This is a genomic window from Bifidobacterium apousia (assembly GCF_007559275.1).
GTDB lineage: Bacteria > Actinomycetota > Actinomycetes > Actinomycetales > Bifidobacteriaceae > Bombiscardovia > Bombiscardovia apousia.
In genome coordinates this window covers 352,600-377,225 of the sequence record NZ_VMHK01000001.1, presented here as the reverse complement: position 1 = coordinate 377,225, position 24,626 = coordinate 352,600, and the positions used below count along the sequence as shown (strand labels likewise).

General features: G+C 65.7%; 20 protein-coding genes and 1 tRNA gene. 3 read left to right on the top strand and 18 right to left on the bottom strand.

The window, feature by feature from the left end; translation table 11 throughout:
• Positions 1-17: 17 nt before the first annotated feature.
• The 3 genes from FPK30_RS01490 to FPK30_RS01480 form a co-directional block, all read right to left on the bottom strand.
• Positions 18-1,589, bottom strand: coding sequence for an acyl-CoA carboxylase subunit beta (locus FPK30_RS01490; protein WP_144085002.1), 1,572 nt, complete (start codon positions 1,587-1,589; stop codon positions 18-20).
• Positions 1,586-3,421 carry an acetyl/propionyl/methylcrotonyl-CoA carboxylase subunit alpha gene (locus tag FPK30_RS01485; RefSeq protein ID WP_144085001.1) on the bottom strand — a complete coding sequence of 612 codons (1,836 nt, stop codon included), beginning with the start codon at positions 3,419-3,421 and terminating at the stop codon, positions 1,586-1,588. Before FPK30_RS01485 ends, FPK30_RS01490 begins: the two co-directional genes overlap by 4 nt.
• Positions 3,422-3,485: 64 nt before the next feature.
• Positions 3,486-4,592 carry a biotin--[acetyl-CoA-carboxylase] ligase gene (locus FPK30_RS01480; RefSeq protein ID WP_144085000.1) on the bottom strand — a complete coding sequence of 369 codons (1,107 nt, stop codon included), beginning with the start codon at positions 4,590-4,592 and terminating at the stop codon, positions 3,486-3,488.
• Between the two features lie 177 nt (positions 4,593-4,769).
• Here FPK30_RS01480 and FPK30_RS01475 point away from each other — a divergent pair, with 177 nt between their 5' ends.
• Together FPK30_RS01475 and FPK30_RS01470 are read left to right on the top strand one after the other, a co-directional pair.
• On the top strand, positions 4,770-6,662 hold the full coding sequence (locus tag FPK30_RS01475) for a DUF6020 family protein (RefSeq protein ID WP_144084999.1): 1,893 nt from the start codon (positions 4,770-4,772) through the stop codon (positions 6,660-6,662).
• Positions 6,659-7,891, top strand: coding sequence for a PucR family transcriptional regulator (locus tag FPK30_RS01470; RefSeq protein WP_144084998.1), 1,233 nt, complete (start codon positions 6,659-6,661; stop codon positions 7,889-7,891). Before FPK30_RS01475 ends, FPK30_RS01470 begins: the two co-directional genes overlap by 4 nt.
• 74 nt (positions 7,892-7,965) lie before the next feature.
• Here FPK30_RS01470 and rplA read toward each other — a convergent pair whose 3' ends face one another.
• From rplA to dapE, 12 genes are all read right to left on the bottom strand, one after another.
• Entirely contained in the window at positions 7,966-8,655 is a 690-nt protein-coding gene (gene rplA / locus FPK30_RS01465; RefSeq protein ID WP_029678147.1) for a 50S ribosomal protein L1, read from the bottom strand.
• Between the two features lie 64 nt (positions 8,656-8,719).
• Positions 8,720-9,151 (bottom strand): 50S ribosomal protein L11, encoded by a 432-nt coding sequence (gene rplK, locus FPK30_RS01460; RefSeq protein ID WP_015022451.1) that lies wholly within the window; start codon positions 9,149-9,151, stop codon positions 8,720-8,722.
• A 138-nt stretch (positions 9,152-9,289) separates the two neighbouring features.
• The gene (gene nusG / locus FPK30_RS01455) at positions 9,290-10,132 is read right to left on the bottom strand and encodes a transcription termination/antitermination protein NusG (RefSeq protein ID WP_144084997.1); all 843 of its coding nucleotides are present in this window, start codon (positions 10,130-10,132) and stop codon (positions 9,290-9,292) included.
• A gap of 30 nt (positions 10,133-10,162) precedes the next feature.
• On the bottom strand, positions 10,163-10,387 hold the full coding sequence (gene secE / locus FPK30_RS01450; protein ID WP_024626851.1) for a preprotein translocase subunit SecE: 225 nt from the start codon (positions 10,385-10,387) through the stop codon (positions 10,163-10,165).
• 44 nt (positions 10,388-10,431) lie between these two features.
• Positions 10,432-10,507: transfer RNA gene (locus FPK30_RS01445), tRNA-Trp, on the bottom strand.
• 120 nt (positions 10,508-10,627) lie between these two features.
• The gene (locus FPK30_RS01440; protein ID WP_186279339.1) at positions 10,628-11,836 is read right to left on the bottom strand and encodes a pyridoxal phosphate-dependent aminotransferase; all 1,209 of its coding nucleotides are present in this window, start codon (positions 11,834-11,836) and stop codon (positions 10,628-10,630) included.
• A 43-nt stretch (positions 11,837-11,879) separates the two neighbouring features.
• On the bottom strand, positions 11,880-13,022 hold the full coding sequence (proB, locus tag FPK30_RS01435; RefSeq protein WP_144084995.1) for a glutamate 5-kinase: 1,143 nt from the start codon (positions 13,020-13,022) through the stop codon (positions 11,880-11,882).
• On the bottom strand, positions 13,019-14,698 hold the full coding sequence (obgE, locus tag FPK30_RS01430; protein ID WP_144084994.1) for a GTPase ObgE: 1,680 nt from the start codon (positions 14,696-14,698) through the stop codon (positions 13,019-13,021). The genes proB and obgE overlap by 4 nt, the downstream gene beginning before the upstream one ends.
• Before the next feature lie 129 nt (positions 14,699-14,827).
• Entirely contained in the window at positions 14,828-15,079 is a 252-nt protein-coding gene (rpmA, locus tag FPK30_RS01425) for a 50S ribosomal protein L27 (protein ID WP_015022457.1), read from the bottom strand.
• A gap of 32 nt (positions 15,080-15,111) precedes the next feature.
• Positions 15,112-15,420: a 50S ribosomal protein L21 gene (gene rplU, locus FPK30_RS01420; RefSeq protein WP_144084993.1), complete on the bottom strand. Its 309-nt coding sequence runs from the start codon at positions 15,418-15,420 to the stop codon at positions 15,112-15,114.
• Between the two features lie 155 nt (positions 15,421-15,575).
• Complete coding sequence (locus FPK30_RS01415; protein WP_144084992.1) at positions 15,576-18,221, bottom strand: Rne/Rng family ribonuclease; 2,646 nt, start codon at positions 18,219-18,221, stop codon at positions 15,576-15,578.
• 236 nt (positions 18,222-18,457) lie between these two features.
• On the bottom strand, positions 18,458-19,687 hold the full coding sequence (dapE, locus tag FPK30_RS01410) for a succinyl-diaminopimelate desuccinylase (protein WP_144084991.1): 1,230 nt from the start codon (positions 19,685-19,687) through the stop codon (positions 18,458-18,460).
• A gap of 143 nt (positions 19,688-19,830) precedes the next feature.
• Between dapE and FPK30_RS01405 the strand changes: the two genes are divergently transcribed.
• Positions 19,831-20,775, top strand: a complete 945-nt coding sequence (locus FPK30_RS01405; protein ID WP_144085209.1) for an AEC family transporter — start codon at positions 19,831-19,833, stop codon at positions 20,773-20,775.
• A gap of 22 nt (positions 20,776-20,797) precedes the next feature.
• Here the strand turns inward: FPK30_RS01405 and FPK30_RS01400 are convergent, their stop codons facing one another.
• From FPK30_RS01400 to FPK30_RS01390, 3 genes are read right to left on the bottom strand one after another with little or no spacing between them, the layout of a single operon-like run.
• Positions 20,798-22,174 (bottom strand): Maf family nucleotide pyrophosphatase, encoded by a 1,377-nt coding sequence (locus tag FPK30_RS01400; RefSeq protein WP_186279317.1) that lies wholly within the window; start codon positions 22,172-22,174, stop codon positions 20,798-20,800.
• Positions 22,137-23,189 carry a homoserine kinase gene (thrB, locus tag FPK30_RS01395; RefSeq protein WP_144084989.1) on the bottom strand — a complete coding sequence of 351 codons (1,053 nt, stop codon included), beginning with the start codon at positions 23,187-23,189 and terminating at the stop codon, positions 22,137-22,139. The genes FPK30_RS01400 and thrB overlap by 38 nt, the downstream gene beginning before the upstream one ends.
• Positions 23,189-24,529, bottom strand: coding sequence for a homoserine dehydrogenase (locus FPK30_RS01390; protein ID WP_186279316.1), 1,341 nt, complete (start codon positions 24,527-24,529; stop codon positions 23,189-23,191). Before FPK30_RS01390 ends, thrB begins: the two co-directional genes overlap by 1 nt.
• Positions 24,530-24,626 lie beyond the last annotated feature (97 nt).

Here is a 24,626-nt window from a genome sequence, read left to right as displayed (position 1 = left end):
TAATGACGAGGGGAAGTTCATAGAGGCTGGTTGCCGTGGTGCTTGTCGTTGACCCTGACGCGCTGCTTGTCTGCCAGGAGGTCCATGGCCTGGATCAGGACCGGTCTGGTCTGCTCCGGGTCGATCATGGCGTCCAGCTCGCCCATCTCCAGGGAGAGATTGGCGTTGACGGTGCTGGTTTCATACTCCTGGGCCAGCCGGTTGCGCAGCTCATCTACGTCCCGGCCGGCCTCCTTGGCCTCCTGCAGGTCGCGCCGGTGGATGATGTTGACCGCGCCCTGGGCCCCCAGCACGGCGATCTGCGAGGAGGGCCAGGCGTAATTGAGGTCCGCGCCGATGGCCTTGGAGCCCATGACGATGTAGGAGCCGCCGAAGGCCTTGCGCAGCACGATGGTGACCATAGGCACCTGGGCGTTGGCGTAGGCATAGATGACCTTGGCCCCACGACGGATGATGCCGGCGTGCTCCTGGTCCGAGCCCGGCTTGTAGCCAGGGGTGTCCACCAGGGTGATGACCGGCAGGTTGAAGGCGTCGCAGAGGCGGACAAATCGGGCCAGCTTCTCAGATGACTCCACATCCAGGCTGCCTGCATCCACCATGGGCTGGTTGGCCACGATCCCCACCGGCCGGCCCTCCAGGCAGGCGAAGCCCACCACGATGGACCGGGCGTAGAGCTCCTGGACCTGGACCAGCTCGCCGTAGTCGACGATGGCGTGGATGACATCCAGCACGTCGTAGGGCTGCCGGTCGTTCTCGGGAATGACCGTGGCCAGGCGTTTGGCGGCCTGGCGCTCGGCATGGCCGGAGATGAAGGCGTACCGGGGAGGCTCCTGGTCGCTGTTGGCAGGCAGGTAGGCCAGGACGGTCCGGGCGTAGTCGATGGCGTCGGCCTCGTCCTCGCCCAGGTAGTGGGCCACGCCGGAACGGGTGTTGTGCACGTAGCCGCCGCCCAGCTGGTCCATGCTGATGGTCTCGCCGGTGGCCGCCTTGACCACATCGGGACCGGTGACGAACATGTCCGAGTTCTCCTTGGTCATGATGATCAGGTCGGTCAGGGCCGGGCAGTAGACGGCACCGCCTGCGCACGGGCCCAGGATCAGGGAGATCTGCGGGACGAAGCCGCTGGCCTGGCAGGTCTTGCGGAAGATGCGGCCGTACTGGGTCAGGGCGGCCACACCCTCCTGGATGCGGGCGCCGCCCGAGTCGATCATGGCCACGATGGGGACCTTGATCCGCAGGGCCATGTCCATGAGCCGGCAGATCTTCTCGCCCTCGGCCCGGCCCAGGGTGCCGCCGCGAACGGAGAAGTCCTGGGCGTAGACGCCGACCTTGCGCCCGTAGACCAGGCCGAAGCCGGTGATGACCGCAGAGCCCGCCCGGTCCCCGGCGATGTCACCGCCGGCGAAGCGTCCCACCTCCTCGAAGGTGTCCTTGTCGAAGAGCAGATCCAGGCGCTCACGGGCGGTCTGCTTGCCCTTGGCATGCTGCCGGTCTCGGGCGTGCTCCTCGGCCTGTTTGGCCAGAGCGGCGGCCCGATGGATGCCCTGGCGCACCGGCTGGGAGCCCAAGGTGGATTCGGTGACGATCATGCCTGCTCCTCCCCGCCCAGATCCAGGGTGACCAGGGTCTGGCCCGGATCCACCCCCTGTGCCACGGACACGTCGATGGTCTTCACACGGCCCTTGGCCGGGGCATAGACGTAGTTCTCCATCTTCATGGACTCCAGCACCACCAGCAGGTCGCCCTTGTCCACCTCCTGGTCGGGGGCCACGTTGATGCGGGTGACCACCGCCTGCATGGTGGCCACGATGACGCCGGACCGGGCCGCATCCTGCCGGGGTGCGCCGGGCTCCTGATCCCGCAGCCCGCGCCCACGCAGGGGCTGCCGGGGCCGGGCAATGCCGCCGTGGCCGCCGACGCCGCCCATGCCGCCCAGCAGCGACTGGGGCAGAGCGAGCCTGACCCGCTTGTCGTCGATCTCCACGTTGTAGGTCTCCATGGGATCGCTGTCCCGATCCTGTTCCTGGGCCGAAGCACCGGAGACCGAGGCGGGCTGGCCGCTCCCGTTGGAGGCAGGCTCCACGTTCAGGTAGACCCGTTCCAGCCACTTGGTGGACACATCGAAGGAGTGCCCGTCCTCGGCGGTGAACTCGGGGTTGGTGAAGATCTTCTGGAAGAGGCCGGCCGGGGTGGGGACCCCGCTGATGCTCATCTCGCGCAGGGCCCGACGAACCCTGGCCACGGCCGCCGGACGGTCCTGGGCGGTCACGATCAGCTTGCCCATCATGGAGTCGTCCCTGGGCGAGACCGTGTCGCCCACCTCGACGCCCGAATCCACGCGGATGCCGGGGCCGGAGGGCCACTGAATCGACTCGATGGTCCCTGAGCTGGGCGTCAGATTGGTGGCCGGATCCTCGCTGGTGATGCGCAGCTCGAAGCTGTGGCCGCGGGGCGGGGGCGCCACGTTCAGGGAGCCGCCGTCGGCGATCCGCAGCTGCTCGCGGACCAGGTCCAGTCCGCAGACCTGCTCGCTGACCGTATGCTCCACCTGCAGCCGGGGGTTGACCTCCATGAAGTAGACATCGTCCCTGGGGGTGACCAGAAACTCGCAGGTGCCCAGGCCCACGTAGCCCACCGTGTCGAACAAGCGGCGGGAGAATCCCTCCAGCTGGGCGATCACGTCGTCGGACAGGAAGGGCGCAGGAGCCTCCTCCACCAGCTTCTGGTTACGGCGCTGGACCGAGCAGTCCCTGGTGGAGTAGACGGTGAACTGGCCGTGGCTGTCCCTGCCGGACTGGGTCTCCACATGCCGGGCCCGGTCCACGAACTTCTCGATGAAGTAGTCGCCCAGGTCGCCGCCCTGAAGGGCATCATGGTTCATGTAGAAGGTGCGCAGCTCGTCGCTGTCGTTGATCAGGGTGATCCCCCGGCCGCCGCCGCCGTCAGCCTTCTTCATCATGACCGGATAGCCGTGCTCGTCGGCGAAGTCCAGCAGGGGGCGCATGTCGGTGACGGGTTCGCTCAGGCCTGGCACCACGGGCACTCTGGCCCTCTCGGCCACCTTGCAGGCGGTGATCTTGTCGCCCAGTTCATCCAGGACCTCCGGGGCCGGACCCACCCAGGTGATGCCCGCCTCGATCACCTTGCGGGCGAAGGAGGAGAACTCAGACAGAAAGCCATAGCCCGGGTGGAGGGCGTCAGCGCCTGACCGTCGGGCGATGGAGACGATCAGGTCCTCGTTCAGATAGGTCTCCATATTGGTGTCCCCAGGCAAGAGGTAGGCCTCGTCCGCCATCTGGGCATAGGGGGCGTCCCGATCCTGGTCGGCATAGACGGCCACGGTGGCGATGCCCATCTCCTGGGCGGTGCGCACGACCCGCAAGGCTATTTCGCCGCGGTTGGCGATCAGCAGTTTTTTCATTCCCCTCTCCTCACTGGTTGATCAAGGGCGATTGGACTGACGAAAAGCATGAACAAGGCAGGAATTAGGCTCCCACAACGGCCACTTCAGGCAGGACGCCCACATCGGCCGTGGACACGTCAACCTGGCTGCCGTCGGGCAACCGCACCCGCAGGGAGGCATCCGGATTGATCTCCAGGGCACGGCCCTCCACGGGCTCACCGGCTACGGGGACGACCCTGACCCGCCTGCCCAGCGTCCAGCTGAGCGCGGCAATCCGCGAGCGCAGCCCCTGCGGCCCGTTCAAGGCCCTGTCCAGCGACCCGTCAAAGCCAAGGGGGGCCATCTCCCCGCTCAGGTGCCAGCTGATGGCATCGACCAGGTCGTCGCGCAGGGTCTGGTAGTCGGGCAGGTCCTGGTAGTGGAATTGCAGGGAGGTGGACTCCGCAATAGGCAGCACCTGCCGGGGTAGCAAGAGGTTGATGCCGATGCCGACAGCCAGGGCCGACCAGTCCTGATCCACCCGAACCAGCTCGCAGAGAATGCCGCCCAGCTTGGCCCCGCGGCAGAACAGATCGTTGGGCCACTTGAGGGCCAGGACCCCCTCAGGGTCGCCGCCGTCGGCCAGCCGGCAGCCATGGTACGCAAGCACATCCTGCAGACCTTCCAGAACAGCCAGCCCCGCTACCATGGGCATCCATCCGCCAAAGGGCCCAGTCAGCAAACTGGTGGGCAACGGCAGGGCCCACGTGGCCAGCAGGGAGCGTCGGGGCTGATTGACCCAGGTTCGGGCAAGACGACCGCGGCACCGGGACTGCGCATCGGCAACCGCTACGCTCAGCGGCATGGTGCTCCCCCCGGCGCCCGGCCATCGCCGAATACCTTTACTTGCGACTCTTCCCTCGTACCGTGTAGTCGTAGAAACACCCTGACGGGCATTTTTTCGAGGCGTATTTTCGGCTTTTCCCCATGTGCCAGAGGCCAGTCCCTTCACGGTCTCCGTGCTCGTTGTCGATTCACCGCCCCCAAACAGCCGCTCGACCCGGTCGCGCGCATCCGAATACGTCGAGGCTTCCAGAGCATGAGCCACGAGCGTATTGGTCGAATCGACGGTGTCGAGCACCACGATCGAGGAGAGTACGCCACTGTCCAGCGATGCCGATGGCTGCCACTTGATATTCTGATGAGGCACGCGTTCCACTATACGGCACAAGGGGTCAGCCCCGGTAGCGAACCATCCACAAAAGCGGCGGCCGGTTTTTGTATCTTTTCACAGGAGACCCTTGGACAGCTTTGAGCGCATCCTCGGATGGGCACTGGATAAAATGGGGAAGCCGTAGACCAGGCACGACCCGCGAAAGGGGTTCTTTTGAGCGCAGACAGCGGAAGGACGCAACCGAGAGAGGCGGGCGAACAACCTGTTCAGACTTCGGCCTTGCAGACCGGAAGGCCTGGATCCCGCGCATCTCGGGCCGTCGGCCTGGTCCTGGCCCTGCTGGCCTGCCTCTGGATCGCTTTCTGCACTGGTTTGGGCCCCATCTACCGTCAAGAGGGTTCGCTGACACAGGTTGGCCTGGCCCAGGTGCTGATCATGCTGGGAACCCTGGCTATCTGCCTGGCCCTGGTCCTGGCCTGCCGCCGGATCCTGCTGGGCGGCGCACCCCTCCGGATGTCGCAGCGCTTGACCTCCCTGGCACAGCGCCCACGGATGCGTGCCTACGCGGTCTTCATCACCCGGCAAACCAGCGGCTGGCGGCCCATCATGCGTCTGCTCCTGCTGGGCTGGGCCTGGGCCTTTCTCACCCTGCTGGCCGCCTATGGGGCCGACCTGTACGCGCAGGCCCAGGAATGCGCCAACTTCCTGGCTCAGCTGCAGGGCGATCAGCCCCCCTACGGCGGCAATGCCTTCACCCAGATGGACGTCTACCCCATCGGCCACTATCTGCTGCCAGGGCACCCGGTCTTCCTGACCGACCAGCACAACATGGTGTTGACCCTGGTCTACGGGATGACCATCATGGCCTCCAACCATCTGACCGGATCCTATGACGCGGGCATCGTGCTCCTGGCAGGGCTGCAGGTGATCTTTGCGGCCTTCTGCTGCGCCGTCACCGCCGACCGCTTCCTGCGCGGCAGCGGAACCGAACACGTCGGTGCCCTGGCCCGCACCCTGGTCATGCTCTTCTTCCTCTGCTCCCCCTTCGTGGTCTTCAGCACCTTCAGCCTGACCAAGTCCCCCCTCTTCGCCTTCGCCTTCATCTGGTGGTTCGGCATCTGGCGCCAGCTGGAGTCAGGGGACAAGGACTCGCCGCTCTACGCCAGCCAGGCGGCAAAGTTGCGGCCCGGCCTCGCCTTGAGCACCCTGATCATGCTGATCAGCGCCAAGTACGCCCTCTACATTGTTCTGGTCCAGTTGGTCCTGGCTCTGATCATCCGCCGTCGCCAATGGGCCACCATCCTGATAGGACTCCTGCTGCCCCTGGTCCTGTTCACAGGGGTGACCGGAGCCCTGACAGCCACGGGGACGGTCATCCAAGGTGACCCTGTGGAGAGCCGCAGCATCCAGCTGCAGCAGATCGCCCGGGTGGCCCAGCGCAACCCCCAGGGGATTCCGGCCCAGGCAAGGGCTGATCTTGAGCCCATCATGGACCTGGACAATGCCGCCATCCAATACACCCCCTGGGAGGCCGACCGGGTCAAGTCCTCGGGCAACCAGCCCAAACTGATCGTCTATCGCTGGAGGACCGTCACGCCCGAGCAGATATCCCGTCTCAACCGGGCCTGGCTCCAGGTGGGACTGCGCAATCCGGTGATCTACCTGGACGCCTTCATGGCCGAGGCCTACGGCTACTTCGACCCCGGCGACCCTGCCTACGTGGCCATGTCCTACTACCTCAACAATGGCTATGTGCAGAACTCGGGCTCCTGGCTGGCGGCCTGGTGCCACGACTGGCGCAACGGGGTGACCGGATTCGTCAGGACCTGGGCCGACACCCCCCTGCTGGGCCTGGTGGCACGGGCCAACTTCTGGGTGGTGGCCGCCCTGCTGCTGATCGTCGCCCGCCTGGCGGCCGGTCACTGGCGCGGGGTCCTGTGCTGGTTCCCCCTCCTGCTGATCATGGGGGTCATGATCACCGCCCCGGCCAACAACTTCGAACGGCACATGCTGCCGGTGGACATGGTGGTGCCCTTCCTGATCCTGGACATGGTCCGGCAGAGCCGCCGTGCCCGCGCCGAAAATCTGATGGACCGGCCGTCATGATCGGCAAGTCGAAACGGTCCAGACCGCCGGACGAAGACCCTGCCGAGGCGCAGCAGGCTCGCCAGGTACCTGCCGCATCCGGTGCCGCCATGGAGCAGATTCTCCTGAAGACGCTGGATCATCTGGATGAGGCGCTGCCCTGGACCAGGTCCCTGCCCGCCGATGGACGCAGAACCTTGGAAGGGGCCGTTCGAACAGCCCTGGACGACCTGCGCTCCCGACTTGACTCCCAAGGCGCGGAAGACAGCGAAGTCCCCTCCCCCGTCCCAGCCGAGCTCTCCCGGAGCCTGGGCCCCCACCGGGCCATGGAGCTGACCCAGGTCATTCTGGACATGCTTGAGGAGGCCGGCCGGACCATGGGAGCCGAGGAGGAACGGTCCACGCTGGTCTACACCCGTCATGCCGCCACCGCAGCAGCCGCTCTCTATGCCGACCTGGCCGAGGCAAGAAACGGACGCAAGGCCACAACGGAGTCCAGGATCATCCGGCATTTGATTGAGCAAACGGCGGATACACGGACCGTTGACGATCTGGCCCGGCTGGGCTGGCCGACCGAATTCGACTGCTTCGCCGTCGTTGGCGAGGCCCAAGGCAACGATGAGGGACAGGGCATGGAGAACGCCCGCCAGCCTATCCACACCACGGTGGCCCGTCAAGGCGGCAGGGCGCTGGTGGGCGAGAACGAAGGGCTCATGGTGGTTCTGATCGATCCCAACCGGTCGGGTACCCCGGCCGACTTCTGCGCATCCATCCTGCGCTTCTTCGCCGATGAGTCAGCTGTCTGCCTGGGACCTTTCCACCATGGAATCTCCGGTGCGGGAGCCTCCATCCGAGCCGCCCTGAGCACGCATGCGGCAGCCCCGGCAGTGGCTGACCCCATCACCGCCGCCCTGCCCAGGCCACTGCACGCCGACGACCTGCTGCCCGAACGAGCCCTGAACGGGGACGGGGACGCTGCCGACCAGCTCTACCAGGAGGTCTATCTGAGCCTGACCGGCCAGGATCCGGACGGGCCCCTGCCGACCACCCTGCTCACTTTCCTGCGCTCGGGCAACTCGCTTGAGGTCACCGCCAAGAAGCTGGGCATCCATCCCAACACCGTGCGCTACCGGCTCAGGCGCTGTGTGGAAGTAACTGGCTGGGATGCCATGGACCCCCGAGAATCCTTCGTCCTCCAAGCGGCCCTGATCATCGGCAGAATCCGCAGGTCGCATCCGGGCGCCGACTGACTGGCACCTGGCCAAGATATAAAAAGAGCGGGGACCCGAAGGTCTCCCGCCCTGGAAGTATCAGCCGAACCGGCTCAGAGCACCGCGATGTCCAGGGGAACGCCCGGGCCCATGGTGGTGGTAACGGTGGCCTTGGTGATGTAGCGACCCTTGACCGTGGCCGGCTTCAGGCGCTTGATCTCCTCGTCGACCGCGTGGAAGTTCTCCTCCAGAGCCTGCTGCTCGAAGGAGACCTTGCCCACGGGGAAGCTCAGGTTGCCGTTCTTGTCCACACGGAACTCGATACGTCCGGCCTTGATCTCGGTGACCGCCTTGGCCACATCCATGGTCACGGTGCCGGTCTTGGGGTTGGGCATGAGGCCACGGGGGCCCAGGACACGACCCAGACGGCCGACCTTGCCCATCATGTCGGGGGTAGCCACCACGGCATCGAAGTCCAGGTAGCCGCCGGCGACCCTGGTCACCAGCTCGTCGTCGCCCACCTCGTCAGCTCCGGCCTCGGCGGCTGCGGTCGCCTGGGGACCACGAGCGAAGACCAGGACGCGTACGGTCTTGCCGGTGCCGTTCGGCAGGCTGACGGTGCCGCGGACCAGTTGGTCGGCCTTACGGGGATCCACGTTCAGGCGGTAGACGGCCTCTACGGTCTCGTCAAACCCGCGCTTGGGCATGCTCTTGAGCAGGGCGATACCCTCCTCGGGGGTGTACAGGTTGGTGCGATCGACCTTCTCGGCCGCCTCGCGGTACTTCTTGGAACGCTTGGTCATCTGCTTCTCCTATCAGCAGTCGCGGTGCGGGCAAGCGTATGCCCTACCGCTCACAACGAAAATTTCAGTCGGTGACGGTGATGCCCATGGAACGGGCGGTGCCTTCGATGATCTTCATACCGGCCTCGACGTCACGGGCCGACAGATCCTCCATCTTGGTCTGGGCGATCTCGCGGACCTGGGCCTTGGTGACGGAACCCACCTTGGTGGTCAGCGGGTTGCCGGCACCCTTGGAGACACCGGCGGCCTTGCGCAGCAGGTCAGCTGCCGGCGGAGTCTTGGTGATGAAGGTGAAGGAACGATCCTCGTAGACGGTGATGATGCAGGGGATGACCTGGCCCATCTTGTCCTTGGTGGCATCGTTGTACTGCTTGCAGAAGTCCATGATGTTCACGCCGTGGGAGCCCAGTGCGGGGCCCAGCGGGGGCGCGGGGTTGGCCTTGCCGGCCTCTATCTGCACCTTGATCAGCGCGGTGACTTTCTTCTTTGCAGCCATATGCTGGTTCTTCTTTCTACGAAGCGGTGATGTCGGAGACCATGGATCCCCTCCCGCAACCTGTTCTTTCCAAATGCGCTCCACAGGAGAGCACAAGCTTGATGATTATCGCATCGACCGAGGACCGACCGAAGGCTTTCAGGCGATCTTTTCGACCTGGTCGAAGCCCAGCTCCACAGGGGTGTCCCTGCCGAAGATGGAAACCAGAACGGTCAGCTTCTGGGTGGTGGGCTCCACGTCGGAGACCACGGCAGCCATGGTGGCGAAAGGCCCTTCGGTGACGGTGACCTGCTCGCCAACGGCGTACGAGACCTCCACCGTGCGCTTCTTGGCGGCCTCGGGCTTGTCGCCAGCGGCCTTCAGGGCCTCGGAGGCGATCATGGGGGCCATCATCTGGACGACCTCCTTGCGGGTCAGCGGGGCCGGCTCCTTGCTGGGGCCGACGAATCCGGTGACGCCCTCGGTGTCGCGGATGATGCGGCGGGCGTTCTCGTCGGGCCACATGCGAATCAGCACGTAGCCAGGCACACGCACACGGGTGACGACCTTCTTGCCCTTGTCGGTGTGCTTCTCGACCTCCTCCATGGGAATCTCCACCTGGAAGACCTTGTCCTCCAAGCCGAAGGAGGCTACGCGGGACTCCACGTTGGCCTTGACGCGCTTCTCGTAGCCGGAGTAGGTGTGCAGAACATACCACTTGCCCTCGAGGGTGCGCAGCTTCTTAGAGAACTCGTCCACGGCACGCTGACCGGGATCCTCCTGGTCGGGCTGGTCGCCGGAATCGGAAGAATCGTCCTGAGTGTCCTTGGCCTGGGCGGATTCGGCGGGTGTGCTGTCCTGCTCGGCCTGCTCCGAAGAGGTTCCGAGCTGCTGATCCTGGACCTGGGCATCCTCCTGCGTGGGGGCATCATCGGATGCCGACGGGACCGACTCAGCGGCCTGATCGGGGTCCAGTCCCTCTCTGGTCAGATCATCACTCATGGATCACTCCACCTTCTACCTTGTCACAGCTCAGCCGAATATCAGGAAGGCTAGTTTGCCCAGTCCGAAGTCCATTACGGTTACGAAGATCATCAGCAGCAGCACGAAGATGAAAACCGCCACGGACCAGCCCACCAGCTCCTTGCCCGTGGGAGTCACCACCTTGCGGATCTCATCGATGACCTGCTTGATGAAGAGCCCGATACGCATAAAGAAGTTCGGCCTGGCTTCCTCAGCCCCATCCTTCTGTGCCATGGTCATCCGTCCTTCGTTTGTTCTGCATCATCTGCTGCAAGCCTTGGCAGGGAAGGCGGGACTCGAACCCACAACCTACGGTTTTGGAGACCGTTGCGCTACCAATTGCGCCACTTCCCTATCGGAACTTCCCACCAGCCTACTCGACCGGGAGGAAAAACCGCCAAATCGCAAGTTTAGCCTAAAGGGCGGATTGCGTCCAACCGTGTTGCCTCCACAGCATTTCGCCCAGGAGCCGGATCAGGCGCTGACCCAGGCCCCAAGGCGCCTCATGCCCTCGGCCAGGTCATCGTCGGCCAGCGCGTAGGAGAAACGCAGGCAGCCGGGCGCGCCGAAGGCCTCGCCTGGTACGGCCGCCACCTGGATCTGCTCCAGGATGACCTCGGCCAGCTCACCCGAGGTGGCGCAGACCGTGCCTTGCGGGCCCACTGGCCGATTCAGCAGACCGGTCACGTCGGCAAAGGCGTAGAAGGCGCCCAGAGGCTCAGGGCAGGTCACCCCCTCCATGGCGTTCAGGGCATCCACAATGGCCCGCCGACGCAGGGCAAAGGCCGACCGCATGGCTTCCACGTCCTCCAGGCCCCCGGTCAGGGCAGCCAGGGCCGCCTGCTGGGAGACGTTGGCCACGTTGGAGGTCATATGCCCCTGAAGCTTGGCAGCCGCCTGGGCCACCGGCAGGGGGGCGACCAGCCAGCCCACCCGCCAGCCGGTCATGGCATAGGTTTTGGCCACGCCGTTGACCACGATCAGCTGATCGCGTACCTGAGGCACCAGAGCGCCCGGATAGGGGGTATGCGCCCCCTGGTAGGTCAGGTGCTCATAGATTTCATCGCTGATCACCCAGATCTGGTGTTCGATGGCCCAGCGATCCACGGCAGCCACCAGGCCGGCGTCCCAGACAGCCCCGGTTGGGTTGGCGGGCAGGTTGAGGATGATGGCACGGGTGCGCTCGGTTCGGGCCGCCTCCAGCTGCTCCAGGCTGGGGATATAGCCCTGATCGGCTCCGCTGAGCACCGGTACCGGATGGCCGCCAGCCAGCAGAACCATCTGGGGATAGCTGGTCCAGTAAGGGGCGGGAATGATGACCTCATCGCCGGGGTTCAGCAGGATCTGGAAGGTCTCATAGACGGCCTGCTTGCCGCCGTTGGTGACCACCACCTGATCCGGGTCGATTCGATAGCCCGAATCGCGCAGGGTCTTGTCGGCGATGGCCTGCTTCAGCTGGGGCAGACCAGCCGTGAGCGTATAGCGGTGGTTGCGCGGGTCCAGACAGGCGCGGGCCGCCGCCTGCACGATGTGGTCAGGCGTGGGAAAGTTGGGTTCGCCGGCGCCGAAGCTGATCACATTCATGCCTTGGGCCTTCATGGCCTTGGCTTTTGAATCCACGGCCAGAGTGGCACTGGGGGCCACTGCGTCTATGCGTCTGCTCAGGGTCTGCCATTGCGCCATAGTCATGCTGCCATGCTACCGCCCAGCACCCCCAGGGCTGTGCTCAGACCAGTACCAGAGAGTCCCGATGCACCAGCGGGTGGGCATAGTGGGCGCCCAGTCGGCGGCGGAGCTCCTTGGTGTTGAGGCCCAGCATGTCCTGGGCCTCCTCGGAATCGTAGCCGGACAGGCCCTTGGCCACCTGATGACCGGACTCATCGTGAATCCAGACCGGATCCCCGGCCGAAAACTCGCCCTGGACCGATCTGGCACCAGCCGCCAGCAGGCTGGCCCGACCGCCGCGCAAGGCTTTGACAGCCCCCTGATCCACCAGATAGCCGCCCCTGGGACGGGAGGCGAACTTGATCCAGAGCCGATGCGAGGAGCCCCGCGGACGGATGGGGGCGAAGAGGGTGCCCACCCTGTCGCCGGCCAGAGCAGGACCTGCAAGGTCGGCGCGGGTCAGCACCACAGGCATGCCGGAGGCCGCAGCAATCCGCGCCGCCTCCAGCTTGGTGGACATGCCCCCGGTCCCCAGCCCGGAGACGGACCCCTGGGCATCCACCTGGTCCATGATGGCCGCCACATCGGGCACGAAGCCGATTCTGCGGGCCCCTGGCCGGGATGGGGGTTCGGAGTAGAGGGCGTCCACGTCAGTCAGCAGAACCAGGGCATCGGCGCTGACGATGTTGGCGATCAGGGCCGAAAGGTGGTCGTTGTCGCCGAAACGGATCTCGTTGCTGGCCAGGGCATCGTTCTCATTGACGATGGGGATGACCCCCAGATCCAGCAGACGGCAGAGGGTGCGCCGGGCGTTGCGGTACTGGACGGCATGGGTGGTGTCACGGGCGGTGATCAGGATCTGGCCCACACGCAGGCCATAACGGGCGAAGGCAGTCTCGTACTGGGCCATGAGCAGACCCTGGCCCACTGAGGCCGTAGCCTGCTGGGTGGCCACGTCACCGGGGCGTTGGTCAAACCCTAGGGTGCCGAAGCCGGCCGCGATGGCCCCGGAGGTGACCAGGACCAGGCGGGCGCCATCCACAGCAGCCGAGGCCAGGGCGCCTACCAACGAACGCAGGCGGCCAAGGTCCAGATGCCCGTGGGGATCGGTCAGGGAGCTGGAACCTACCTTGACCACCATGGTGCGGGCCTGGGCCACACGGGAACGGACCGCGGCCTCGTCGGATTCCTCCCCGTCGGTCATTGCCCGGCCTCTTCCGAACTGGCGGTATCCGTATCCCCGCGCCCCAGCAGGCCCTGCCTGTCGTGGGGATCGTCATCCACGGAGGGATCGGCCCAGTGACCCTGGCGCCGTTCCTGCTCCATGACTTGACGCACCGCCTGCCTGGCGTCCATCATCTGATGGTACTGGCGGCGGCGTTCGCTGTTGGTGCGGCGGCGGTTGAGCCCCTGGCTCTCCTCCAGCCGCAGGTCGCGGCCCCGGGCCACCTGGGGGGTGCCATCCAGCATTTCGGCACCGGCCGCCACGCTCGGGTCCCAGTCGAAAGCCACCGCATCGTCGCCAGGACCGATGCGGACCTCGTCACCTGGTCTGGCTCCGGCCTTGCGCAGGGCATCCTCCACACCCATTCGGGCCAGGCAGTCGGCCAGATAGCCCACGGCCTCCTCGTTGTCGAAGTTGGTTTGGCGAACCCAGCGCTCGGGCTTGGCACCGCAGACCCTGAACCAGGTCTGCCCGGATCGGGTCTGATGCCGCTCAAGAGTGAAGTCTCCGGACTGGTCGGCATTCCTGCGCCGCCGCTCCAGGGGGCGGATGACCACACGCTCCTCCTGCCTGGCCTCCTGCTGCTCCCGCAGCTGCCTGCGTAGCCGATCCACCAGACCGGCCAGGTAGTAGCCCAGTTCCCTGAGGCCCTGATGCGAGGCTGTGGAGACTATGAAGACCTTGAGGCCCAGGGCTTCGAAGTCGGGACGGACGAATTCGGCCAGTTCGCGAGCCTCCGGCAGATCGGCCTTGTTGAGGATGATCACCCTGGGCCGCTCGGCCATGGGGATGACCCCCAGCGGAAGCTCCAGGCGGTCGGCATAGCGGGACAGCTCCTCTTCCAGGGCCCGATAGTCGCTCATGGGATCCCGATCAGACTCCAGGGTGGCGCAATCGATGACGTGGGCGATGATCTCGGTGCGCTCGATGTGCCGCAGAAACTCCAGCCCCAGGCCCTTGCCCTGGGAGGCTCCCGGGATCAGCCCTGGCACGTCGGCCATGGTGAAGCGGCTCTCCCCTGCCTGGACCACGCCCAGGTTGGGCACCAGGGTGGTGAATGGATAGTCGGCGATCTTGGGCCTGGCCGCGCTCATGGCTGCCACCAGACTGGACTTGCCTGCGCTGGGGAAACCCACCAGGGCCACGTCGGCGATGGATTTGAGCTCCAGCACCAGGTCACGCTCCTGACCGGGGTCCCCCAGCAGGGCGAAGCCGGGAGCCCGCCTGGCCTTGGTGGCCAGGGAGCGATTGCCCAGGCCGCCCACGCCGCCTTGGGCCGCCACGAACCGGTCCCCCGCATGGGCCAGGTCAGCCAGACGCTCGCCCGGTTGCTTGCGCTCGCCTTGGCCTCCCTTGGCAGTGAAGACCACGGTACCCACCGGCACCGGCAGAATCAGATCCTGGCCACGGCTGCCATCCTTGTCGCCGCCCAGACCCATGGTGCCTGACTCGGCCTGGCGGTGCGGCAGGAAGCGGTAGTCCAGCAGGCTGGTGGCGTTGGCGTCGGCCTGAAGGATGACCGAGCCGCCCTGGCCGCCGTCGCCCCCATCGGGCCCGGCCAGGGGCTTGTACTTCTCGCGGCGGATGGAGGACGCCCCATTGCCGCCGTCGCCACCCTTGACATGGACGGTGACCTGATCCACAAATGCGCTCATAGGGGCCCATGGTACTCAATCCGGCCTGACATGCGGCCCCTGAGAGCTGAATGCCCGGCATCTCCATACATATGCAAAAAGGCCACCCCTTGACAGGGATGACCTTGGGCCGATGCCGATAACGGGCAATCAGGCGGTAAGCACGTCAACAACCTTGCGGTCGCGCCGGTTGGCGAACCGAACGGTTCCGTCCGTCAGGGCGAAGAGGGTGTGGTCCTTGCCCAGACCGACGTTCTGGCCGGGATGGAACTTGGTGCCACGCTGGCGAACGATGATGTTGCCGGCCACTACGGCCTCGCCGCCGAACTTCTTGACGCCCAGGTACTGTGCATTCGAATCGCGCCCGTTGCGAGAGCTGGACGCGCCCTTCTTATGTGCCATGTCTGGTTCCTTTCCTACCTCGACCTAGGCCCTCAGGCGATGGCCGTGATCTTGACCACGGTCTGCTTCTGGCGGTGGCCCTTGCGGCGCGCCACGCCGGTCTTGTTCTTGAACTTCTGGATGTTGATCTTGGGGCCCTTGGCCTCGTCGTCCACAACCTCGCCCTTGACTGAGATCTTGGCCAGATCCTTGGCGGCCATGGTCACCTTGGGTCCATCGACGACCAGCGCGACCGGAAACTCGACCGACTCGCCCTTCCTGGCAGCCAGACGGTTGACCGTGATCTGGTCACCGACCTCGACCTTCTCCTGATGGCCTCCGGCCTTCACAATCGCGTACATAGCCCTACCTTGCCTGTTGTCCAAAGCTGTTTGCGCCCGGCATCCGAGTCCCGCCATACGATTGACGAACCCGTCCAGACACCAGCTAACCAGTATAGAAGCAAACACACCGCATCGTCAAATGTGCCTGCCCCGCTGACAAAACGAAATTCAGTTTATGACTCCTTGGCGACATCCGCCGTCTCAGCCTGGGCATCGTCCTCGTCCGACGCCGCCTGGGCCGCCGCAGCGATCCTGGCCAGCTTGGCCTTGACTGCAGGAGTCGAGCCTGTGGACAGGGTCTCCTTGGAGGAAGAGCCATGCCCATGCTTGTTGGTCTTGACGAAGGGGTCGCCGCCCTTGACCGCATAGGGGTCGGCATAGGAGGCGGAAATGGTCGGCTTGTCGTGGAGGATGAAGCCTCGGCCGTGGCAGGTGGGGCACTCCTCGGAGAAGGCCTCGACCAGCCCCTGGCCCACCCGCTTGCGGGTCATCTGGACCAGCCCCAGGGAGGTGACCTCGGCCACCTGATGCTTGGTGCGGTCCCGTGCCAGGCACTCCACCAGGCGGCGTAGGACCAGGTCGCGGTTGGCCGGCATGACCATATCCACATAGTCGATCATGATCATGCCGCCGATGTCGCGCAGGCGCAGCTGCCGGGCGATCTCCTCGGAAGCCTCCAGGTTGCAGCGGGTCACCGTCTCCTCCAGGGACTTGCCCTTGCCGATGAAGCGGCCCGTGTTCACATCGATGGTGGTCATGGCCTCAGTGCGGTCGATGACCAGGGAGCCGCCGGAAGGCAGGTAAACCTGACGCTCCATGCCCTTGCGCAGCTGGCTGTCGATGCTCCAGCGGTCGAAAACATCCTTGCCCTGGTGCTCGGCAGGGTCCCAGTGCTCAAGCTTCTCCTCCAGGTCGGGGGCCATGGTCTCCAGGTAGTTGCGGACCCGCTCGTAGACTCCTTCCCCCTGGACCACCAGCTTGGCGAAGTCGTCGTTGAAGATGTCGCGGACCACGCGGATGGCCACGTCCGGCTCGCCCTGCAGAAGCTTGGGGCGCTTGCCGTGCAGGAACTCCTTGCGCTTGTCCTCGATCTTGCTCCACTGACGCTGCAGGTTCTCCAGATCCTTGGTCAGGGCCTCCTCGCTGGCCCCCTCGGCCGCGGTGCGGATGATGACGCCCATGTCCTTGGGAGCCACCCTGGAGACGATGCTCTTGAGGCGGGAACGCTCGCGGTCGGGCAGCTTGCGGCTGACGCCGGTCATGCCGCCCGAGGGCACCAGGACCAGGAAGCGGCCGGCCAGCGTGACCTGCGAGGTCAGCCGGGCGCCCTTGTGGCCGATGGGATCCTTGGTGACCTGGACCAGCACGGGGTCGCCGGACTTAAAGGCCAGCTCGATCCGGCGGGGCTGGCCCTCCAGGCGGGTGGAGTCCCAGTTGACCTCGCCGGCATAGAGCACGCCGTTGCGGGCCTGGCCTATGTCCACGAAGGCGGCCTCCATGCTGGGCAGGACGTTCTGGACCCGGCCCAGGTAAATGTTGCCGACAGTGGAGACCTCCTGGATGTCGGAGACATAGTGCTCGACCAGGATGTCGTCCTCGATGACCGAGATCTGGGTGTGGTGCTCCTTCTCACGCACCACCATCAGACGGTTGACGTTTTCACGGCGGGCCAGGAAGTCCTGCTCGACCAGCTGGGACTGACGGGAGCGCTCGCGGCGGTTGTCCCGTCGACGCTGCTTCTTGGCCTCCAGGCGGGTGGAGCCCTCCACGTCGGTGATCTCGTCAATATACTGCTGCTTGCGGGAACGGCGGGTGCCGGACACCTCCGGCTCGCCCTCAGCGGACTTGGCACCCCTGCGACGACGGCGACGGCGGGTCAGCGGGACCTCGTCCTCATCATCCTTGTCCTTCTCCTGCTCGTGCCCGCGATGGCGACGACGCGTGGAAACGGACTTCTCAGCGTCCTCCTCGTCGCTCTTGGCACGGCGGCGACGACGGGTGCGGGTGCCGGACTCCTGCGGTTCCTCGTCCTGCTCCTGGTCCTCGTCGACCACGAAGGTGATGCCCTCGTGATCCAGATCCTCCTCGATGCGCTCCACCTCGTCGGCGGCCCTGCGCTCCTCGGCGTTGAGCCTGCGGGAACGGCGTGAACCGCCCTCCGAAGTGTTCCTGGACCTGCTGCGGCGAGAGCTCTTGGGCGAGTGCTCGGCATCCTCGTCCTCATCATCCCGTTCTTCGCGCTCATCATGCTCGGGCCGGGAGGCGGGTATGACGGGCTCCTGGAAGAGCAGGGATGTCATAGGACGGGGACGGGAGGCGCGCGGGCGCTCATCCTGCTCCTCGGCCTTCCGGCCTGCCCTCTGGCTGCGGCCCGAGGTCAGTGCCTCCACAGCCTCAATGGCACGCTCCTGACGCTCCTGATCAGCCTCACCCTCCTGGGTATGCTCCTCATCGCGTCGGCGGGCAGCAGTTCGGGTACGACGACGAGTGGTCGTCCTGGTCGGCTTGGACTCGCTCTCATCCACCTGGACGTCCTGATCGGCCGCCTGATCCTCCTTGGGCTTGCGGGTGCGACGGCGACGGGTGGCGGAGGGCTTGGACTCGTCGTCCTCCTCCTTGGCCTTGCGAGAGGTCTTGCGCTTCTCGGCCTCGACCTTCACGGGCACGTCGGCGCCGGCGGCGCCGGCCACTCTGACCACACGCCGTCCAGCACGGCGACGGGTGCCGGAGCCAGCGGTCTGCTCGACCTGCCCTTCCTGCCCATCCCTGGTGGCGGACCTATTATCCTGGGTATCCTCAGTATTCGTTTTTTCGGGCACAATGCTCCTTGCGGCACGCCGCCTCGCGCCGCTCTCACGGTTCCGATCCGTCCTCACGCTGCACTCTCACTGCAGCCGCGCACCTGCGTGCGCCCGATCGAAACGCCTTGGCAAAAAGTCTTCCTGACGCAGGCGGACACCGACGCCCGCACGGATCACTGGGTCTCCGTCCGGGGGGATCAACGCCTACGCTGCAAGTGGTCAGGCAGAACCACCGTCCTCTAGTATGTCACAGATCAGCGGCCATCAGGTCCATTGAGCCACTCGACCAGTATGGCTTCCAGCCGAACCAGGTCATCCAAGGGCACCTGTTCGTCGGCCTTGTGAGCCAGCAGGGGGTCCCCCGCCCCCAAATTGACAGCCGGTAGGCCAAGGGCTGAAAACCGCGCCACATCGGTCCATCCCAGTTTGGCGCGAGGCTGCTGACCCGTGGTCCGGGCGACCAGATCCGCCAGCGAACGCGCCCAAGGCGAGTCCAAACCAGGACGGGCCGCGGGCGATTCGTCGCACATGCGCACCGAAAATCCCTGGAAGACTCCGCCCAGGGCCACATGCTCGCCATTGCCGAGCTCGGCCCCCGTCCCCTGGCCCATCATCAGCTCCTTGGCCTGGGACAGGCTCTTGTCGGGGGCGAACCGGTAATTGACATGCACCCGGCAACGGTCGGGGATGACGTTGGTGCCTAGGCCGCCCTCGATCATGGTGGCGTTGAGCCCTTCCCGATAGTCCAGGCCATCCACCTTCACCGTGGCCGGACGGTACTGCTCCAGCCGGTTCAGAATGGGTGCGGCAGCGTGGATGGCGTTGCTGCCCATCCAGGCCCGGGCGGAATGGGCCGTCGTGCCGTGGGTGATCAGGTCGAAGCGCATGGTTCCGTTGCAGCCGGCCTCGATGGCACAGTCGGTGGGCTCGCCGATGATGGCGAAATCCCCTCGCACCCAGTCAGGATGGGCAGCCACCACCCGGCCCAGCCCGTTCAGATCGGCCTGGACCTCCTCATGGTCGTAGAAGACGAAGGTCAGGTCATAGACCGGCTCCTGCATGGTGAGCGCCAGGTGGAGAAAAACGGCATCAGAGGCCTTCATGTCGGCGGCGCCCCGGCCGTACAACACCCGGGATCCGGGGTGGGCGGCGGCCAGGTCGGCGCGGATGGCCGGGTCGCCGGGCTCCAGCCAGCGCGGGGGCAGATTCCCATCCACGGGGACGGTGTCCAGATGACCGGCAAGGACGATGCGGTGGGGACGGCCCAGCTGGGTGGAGGCCACGACCGTGTCGCCCAACCGTTGGACCAAGAGGTCAGCCCTTGACGACAGGGCCCTCTGGACGGCATCAGCCAGGGCGCCCTCCTGGCCGCTGACCGAGTTCAGGGCGGTCATGGACTCCAGTATCCTTGCCAGGGACCGGGCAGGTTCAGCCCCCTGTACGCCGGTGAGAAGATCAATATCGGTCTGTGTGTTCTTGGCCATAGTGCCATGCTAGCGGGCCGGGAATCGCAGGTGGACTTGCAGCCGCAAGCATGAGGCCCGGGTGGCACAATGGGGACGACAGAAGCGGTGGCACTCCGCCTGGGAGGCCGCCGTCCACCATGCGAGACGAGGAGGATGCCGGAGTGCCTGGACTGCTCAGTGCCATGGAGGGGTTCTTCATCATCGGCGTGGTCATCGCCGTGGGGTATGTGGCCGCCCGCTTCCATGTAGGCGGTCCCACAGCCCAGCTGGTGCTCAACAAGTACTCCTTCTTCGTCTCGACGCCCTGCCTGATGTTCGCCATCCTCTCCAAGCAGAAGCTGTCGGTCATCTTCCACCCCAGCATCATCGTGGCCTTCCTGTCGGCGGCGGCTGTAGGCCTGCTCTTCGTGGCCCTGAACGCGGCCAGCTTTCACCTGCCGGCTGCCGAAGCCACCATCGGCGCTCTGGACTCCCTGTATTTGAACTCCAACAACATCGGGCTGCCTGTAGCCACCTACATTCTGGGCAATCCCACGCTGGTGGCACCCATCCTGGTCATGCAACAGGCCCTGTTCACTCCCATCGGGCTGACCGTTCTGGACGCGACCACCTCCGGCAAGCTCTCGGTCAAGACCATCCTCAAACAGCCCCTGAAGCAGCCCATCCTGATCGGCTCCATAGGCGGCATAGTGATTTCGGCCATCAGCGCCCAGGCCGGCCATTTCATCATCCCCGACTTCGTCTACAAGCCCATCGACATGATCGGGCAGTCGGCCGTGCCCATGATCCTCATGGCCTTCGGCATGTCCCTGCGGGGTTCGCGGCCCATGGGCCAGGGCACCGACCGTCGTGCCACCCTCTGCGCGGTGATCCTGAAGAATCTGGTCATGCCCATAATCGCCTACCTGCTGGCCCGGTTCATGATGGGCTTCAGCGGGGCGGAGCTGTACGGGTGCGTGGTTCTGGCGGCCCTGCCCACCGGCCAGAACGTCTACAACTACGCGGCCCGGTACGAGGTGGGGACCACCTTCGCCAGGGACGGCATCCTGCTGAGCACGATCAGCTCACCCGTAATCATCGCCCTGGTCGCCCTGCTCCTGAGCTGACTCGTCAGACCGGGCCTTCTGTTCAGCCTTCGGCCGCCAGAGTCTCCAAGCGTTGCCGGAAGTGCGGCCAGTCCTGACCGAAGGCCTTCAGCAGGGGCAGATCCCCGACCTTGTCCAGATCCACCCATTCCAGGGCAATGCTCTCATCGTCATTCATGCGCGGCTCGACCTGGTGGCCTGGACGCTCGAAGGCCAGGATGGTCGTATAGCCCCAGGGGCCGTGATCCTCCAGGTAGGAACCCACCACCTGAATGTCCTCCGGGCGGATGTTGGCCTCCTCATAGCTCTCGCGCAGACCGCCCTCCAGCGGATTCTCCCCGTCGGAGATGGCGCCGCCCGGCACACCCCAGGTGCCGCCCTCGGCGCTCCAGCGTGCCCGGTGCTGCAGAAGCACGCTGACCGGTGCGCCCGTGCGGGCATCACGCCGGGCCAGCAAGACGCCGGCAGCCCCGTTGAGCCCCCAATGACGTCTGCCGCAGGCGCAGTCCACCCACCCGTCGCCAGGCTGGTGGACATTCTCCACGGGGGCGACCAGTCCTTCAGGCCCATGCGTCGATCCGGCGGTCTGCCGCCGCTCGGGCATGACTCGTCCGGCCCATAGGTCAGGCCAGGAGACGCCCAGCTCCTGGGCCAGAGCGCGCAGGGTGGGCATGCTCAATCCCATCACTCCACTGGGATCGCCCTGGATGCCCTGGATGAAGGCGCTGCCCAATCCTTCCAAGGTGAAGGATCCGGCCACCTCCAAGGGTTCGCCGGTGGCTACATAGGCCTGCATGGAGGCCCGATCATAGTCTCCGAAGGTCACCTGAGCGCTGCTGACCGCTCGGGCCCGTTGGCCGGTGGCCAGATCGATCAGACAGTGGCCGGTGACCAGGGTGCCGGTTCGGCCACGCATGGCCATCAACCGCTCCAGAGCACGCTCCGGCTGGTGAGGTTTGCCCATGACGGCCCCGTCCACGCTGAACAGCGAGTCGCACCCCAGCAGGAGGGGCCCACGCCCGGCGCCGAGCATCCCGCCCCAGGCTCCAATGACCTGGCTCATGGGATCCCTGGAGGATGCATCCGAATCACCCTGGCTCAGAGGCCTAAACGTGACCAGATCGCCCCGCGAGCGCCGTTCGGCATCCTTGACGGCATCCATGGTCGCTTGGACAGCCGAAGCCTTGGCCTCAGCCAAAACACTGACCCGTTCGCGCGCATCCAGGTCCTCCAGGTGGCGGCCCAGTTTACGGGCCCGTTCCGCCAGCACAGCCGGCTCATCCACCTTTGAGGGTCGGATGATGGGGTCGATGCCCGCCTGGACCAGAAGCCGCCGCCTGGAGGGCGAGGACGAGGCCAGAATGAGCGGGATATGCCTGTCTTCAGTGTTCACGATTGCCTTCCTGGTCCCCTTCCACATGGACCCCCCGGCAGTCCACGTCCAGCGACAGGACCCGCCAGCGGCCGGAATCCAGATAATCCTTGGCAATGGTCCGCAGCTCATTTTCGGCATCACCGTAATGCAGGACGATAATGCAGGGCCCGGCTCCGGAGACCGCCGCCGCGTAGCCCCGACCGCGCAGGAGCTGCAGGAGCTTGGTTGAGGAGGGCATGAGCCCGGCCCGGTATGGCTGATGGAGCCGGTCCTGGGTGGCTACGAAGAGCAGGGCGTTGGCCCTGGCAGCCTGCTCAGCCGCCTCGGCCCCCAGGTCATCCAGGGACTGAGGGTTCAGAGCGCCAGGAATCAGGGCCGCCCTTGACAGGTTGTGAACGGCATCCGCGTAAGGCACCCGGTTGGGCAGGGCCTGTCGGGCCTTCTGTGTGGACAGATGGGCGCCGGGAACAAAAACCGTGGCTTTGATGGCCGGGTCCACCTGGTAGCGCAGGGTGTGGTAGCCGCCCTCCAGGGGCGCGCCCCCGGCTATGGGCAGGGAACCCACCCCCTCGCCAGTGGCCAGATCATAGGAGACGGTCAGCCCCCCGTAGACGGCAGGCGCCACGTTGTCGGGATGCCCCTCGATCTGGGCTGCCAGCGCGAAGACGGCATCACGGCGCAGTGGGCCAGTGTGGGCGAAGGCCGCAGCCGCCGCGATTCCGGCCACGATGGCCTCGGCGCTGGATCCCAATCCCCTGGCCTGGGGGATTCGGTTGACCGCGCGCATGATGAAGCCGAACCTTGGCAGTCCGAAGACCTGGCAGGCCCGCCTGAAGGTGGAGACGACCAGGTGGGTCTCGTCTCGGGGCAGGGTCCGCTCCCCCTCGCCCTTGATGACGACATAGGCGGTGGTGTCGCCCGGATCCACGGAACGGGTGAAGACGATCTCGTCATGGTAGTCCAGCGCCAGCCCGACCGCATCGAAACCTGAACCCAGGTTGGCGCTGGTGGCTGGCACACGCACCCGCACAGTAGACGGGCCCTCTGTTGCAGCGGCCATCATTGGGCCTGCCGATCGAAGACGCGAAGGATAGAGGCCTGCCCAGTGACCGAGTCGAAGGTGGAGATCCGCTCGACCACCTGCCGCAGGGTCACCTCGTCGCACAGGTGGGTGACCACGCGCAGCTGCTGGATCTCGCCGCTGTAGCCCGGGTCATGCAGGGTGGGCTTGATGTCCTGGTTGACTCCGTTGATGGAGATGCCCGCCTCGGAAAAGACCTGGGCGATGGCCGCCAGCACGCCAGGCTTGTCGTGGATCAGGAAACGGACGGCAAAGGCGGCGCGGGATGCATCCAGCGGGGCCATGGGGATGTTGGCGTACATGGGGATCCCCGGACCCATGCCATGCTGGACGATGTGGCGGGCCTCGGTGACCACGTCCCCCAGAACGGCTGATGCTGTGGGCGCCCCGCCGGCACCCCGACCATAGAACATGAGGTCGTCGGCGGCCTTGGCGGTGACGAAGACGGCGTTGAAGCTGCCATGGACCGAGGCCAGAGGGTGGCTGTCGGGAATCAGCGCCGGGTAGACCCGGGCGGAGATGCCCTGTTCGCCGCGCTCAGCCACGGCCAGGAGCTTGATGACCCGGTGCTCGGTCTGTGCGGCCGCTATATCGTCGGCGGTGATGGTGCGGATGCCCTCCACGGGTACATCATCCATGCGCACATCAGTGTGGAAGGCCAGCGTGGCCATGATGGCGGCCTTGGCGGCTGCATCCAGCCCGTCCACATCGGCGGTGGGGTCCGCCTCAGCGAAGCCCTTGGCCTGGGCGTCGCGCAGGGCCTGGTCGAATTGAAGACCCTTGGTGGTCATCTCATCCAGAATGTAGTTGGTGGTCCCGTTGACGATGCCCACCAGGCTGGTGATGCCGTCGCCCACCAGGGATTCGCGCAGGGGACGGACGATGGGGATGGCCCCGCCCACGGCCGCCTCGAAGTAGATGTCAACGCCCTGCTTTTCGGCAGCCCGGTAGAGCTCGGGGCCGTGCTGGGCCAGCAGGGCCTTGTTGGCGGTGACCACGCTGGCGCCCGACTCGATGGCCTTGAGCAGCAGGGTGCGGGCCGGCTCGATGCCGCCGATCAGCTCGATGACGATATCCGCCCGGGTGACCAGGTCGGCTGAGTCTGTGGTCAGCAGGGACGGATCGATCCAATCAGCCTTGACCTTGTCAGGATGAAGGACGGCGATGCCCACCAGCTGCAGGGGACGGCCCACTCGACTGGCCAGGTCCTGGCTCTGCTCCACCAGGAGGCGGGCGGTCTGGGAACCCACGGTCCCAGCCCCCAGAAGTGCTATGCGGATGGGCCTGACGGCCTCCTGCTGCTGCATGCGTTCAGGCATATGGATCCTCCATCCGCCCCATCGGGGCCTGTCGCAGGGTGTTGCTCCATCTTAGAAAGCCAATCCGACACCCGTATCCACCCCGGCGCCTGCTTCC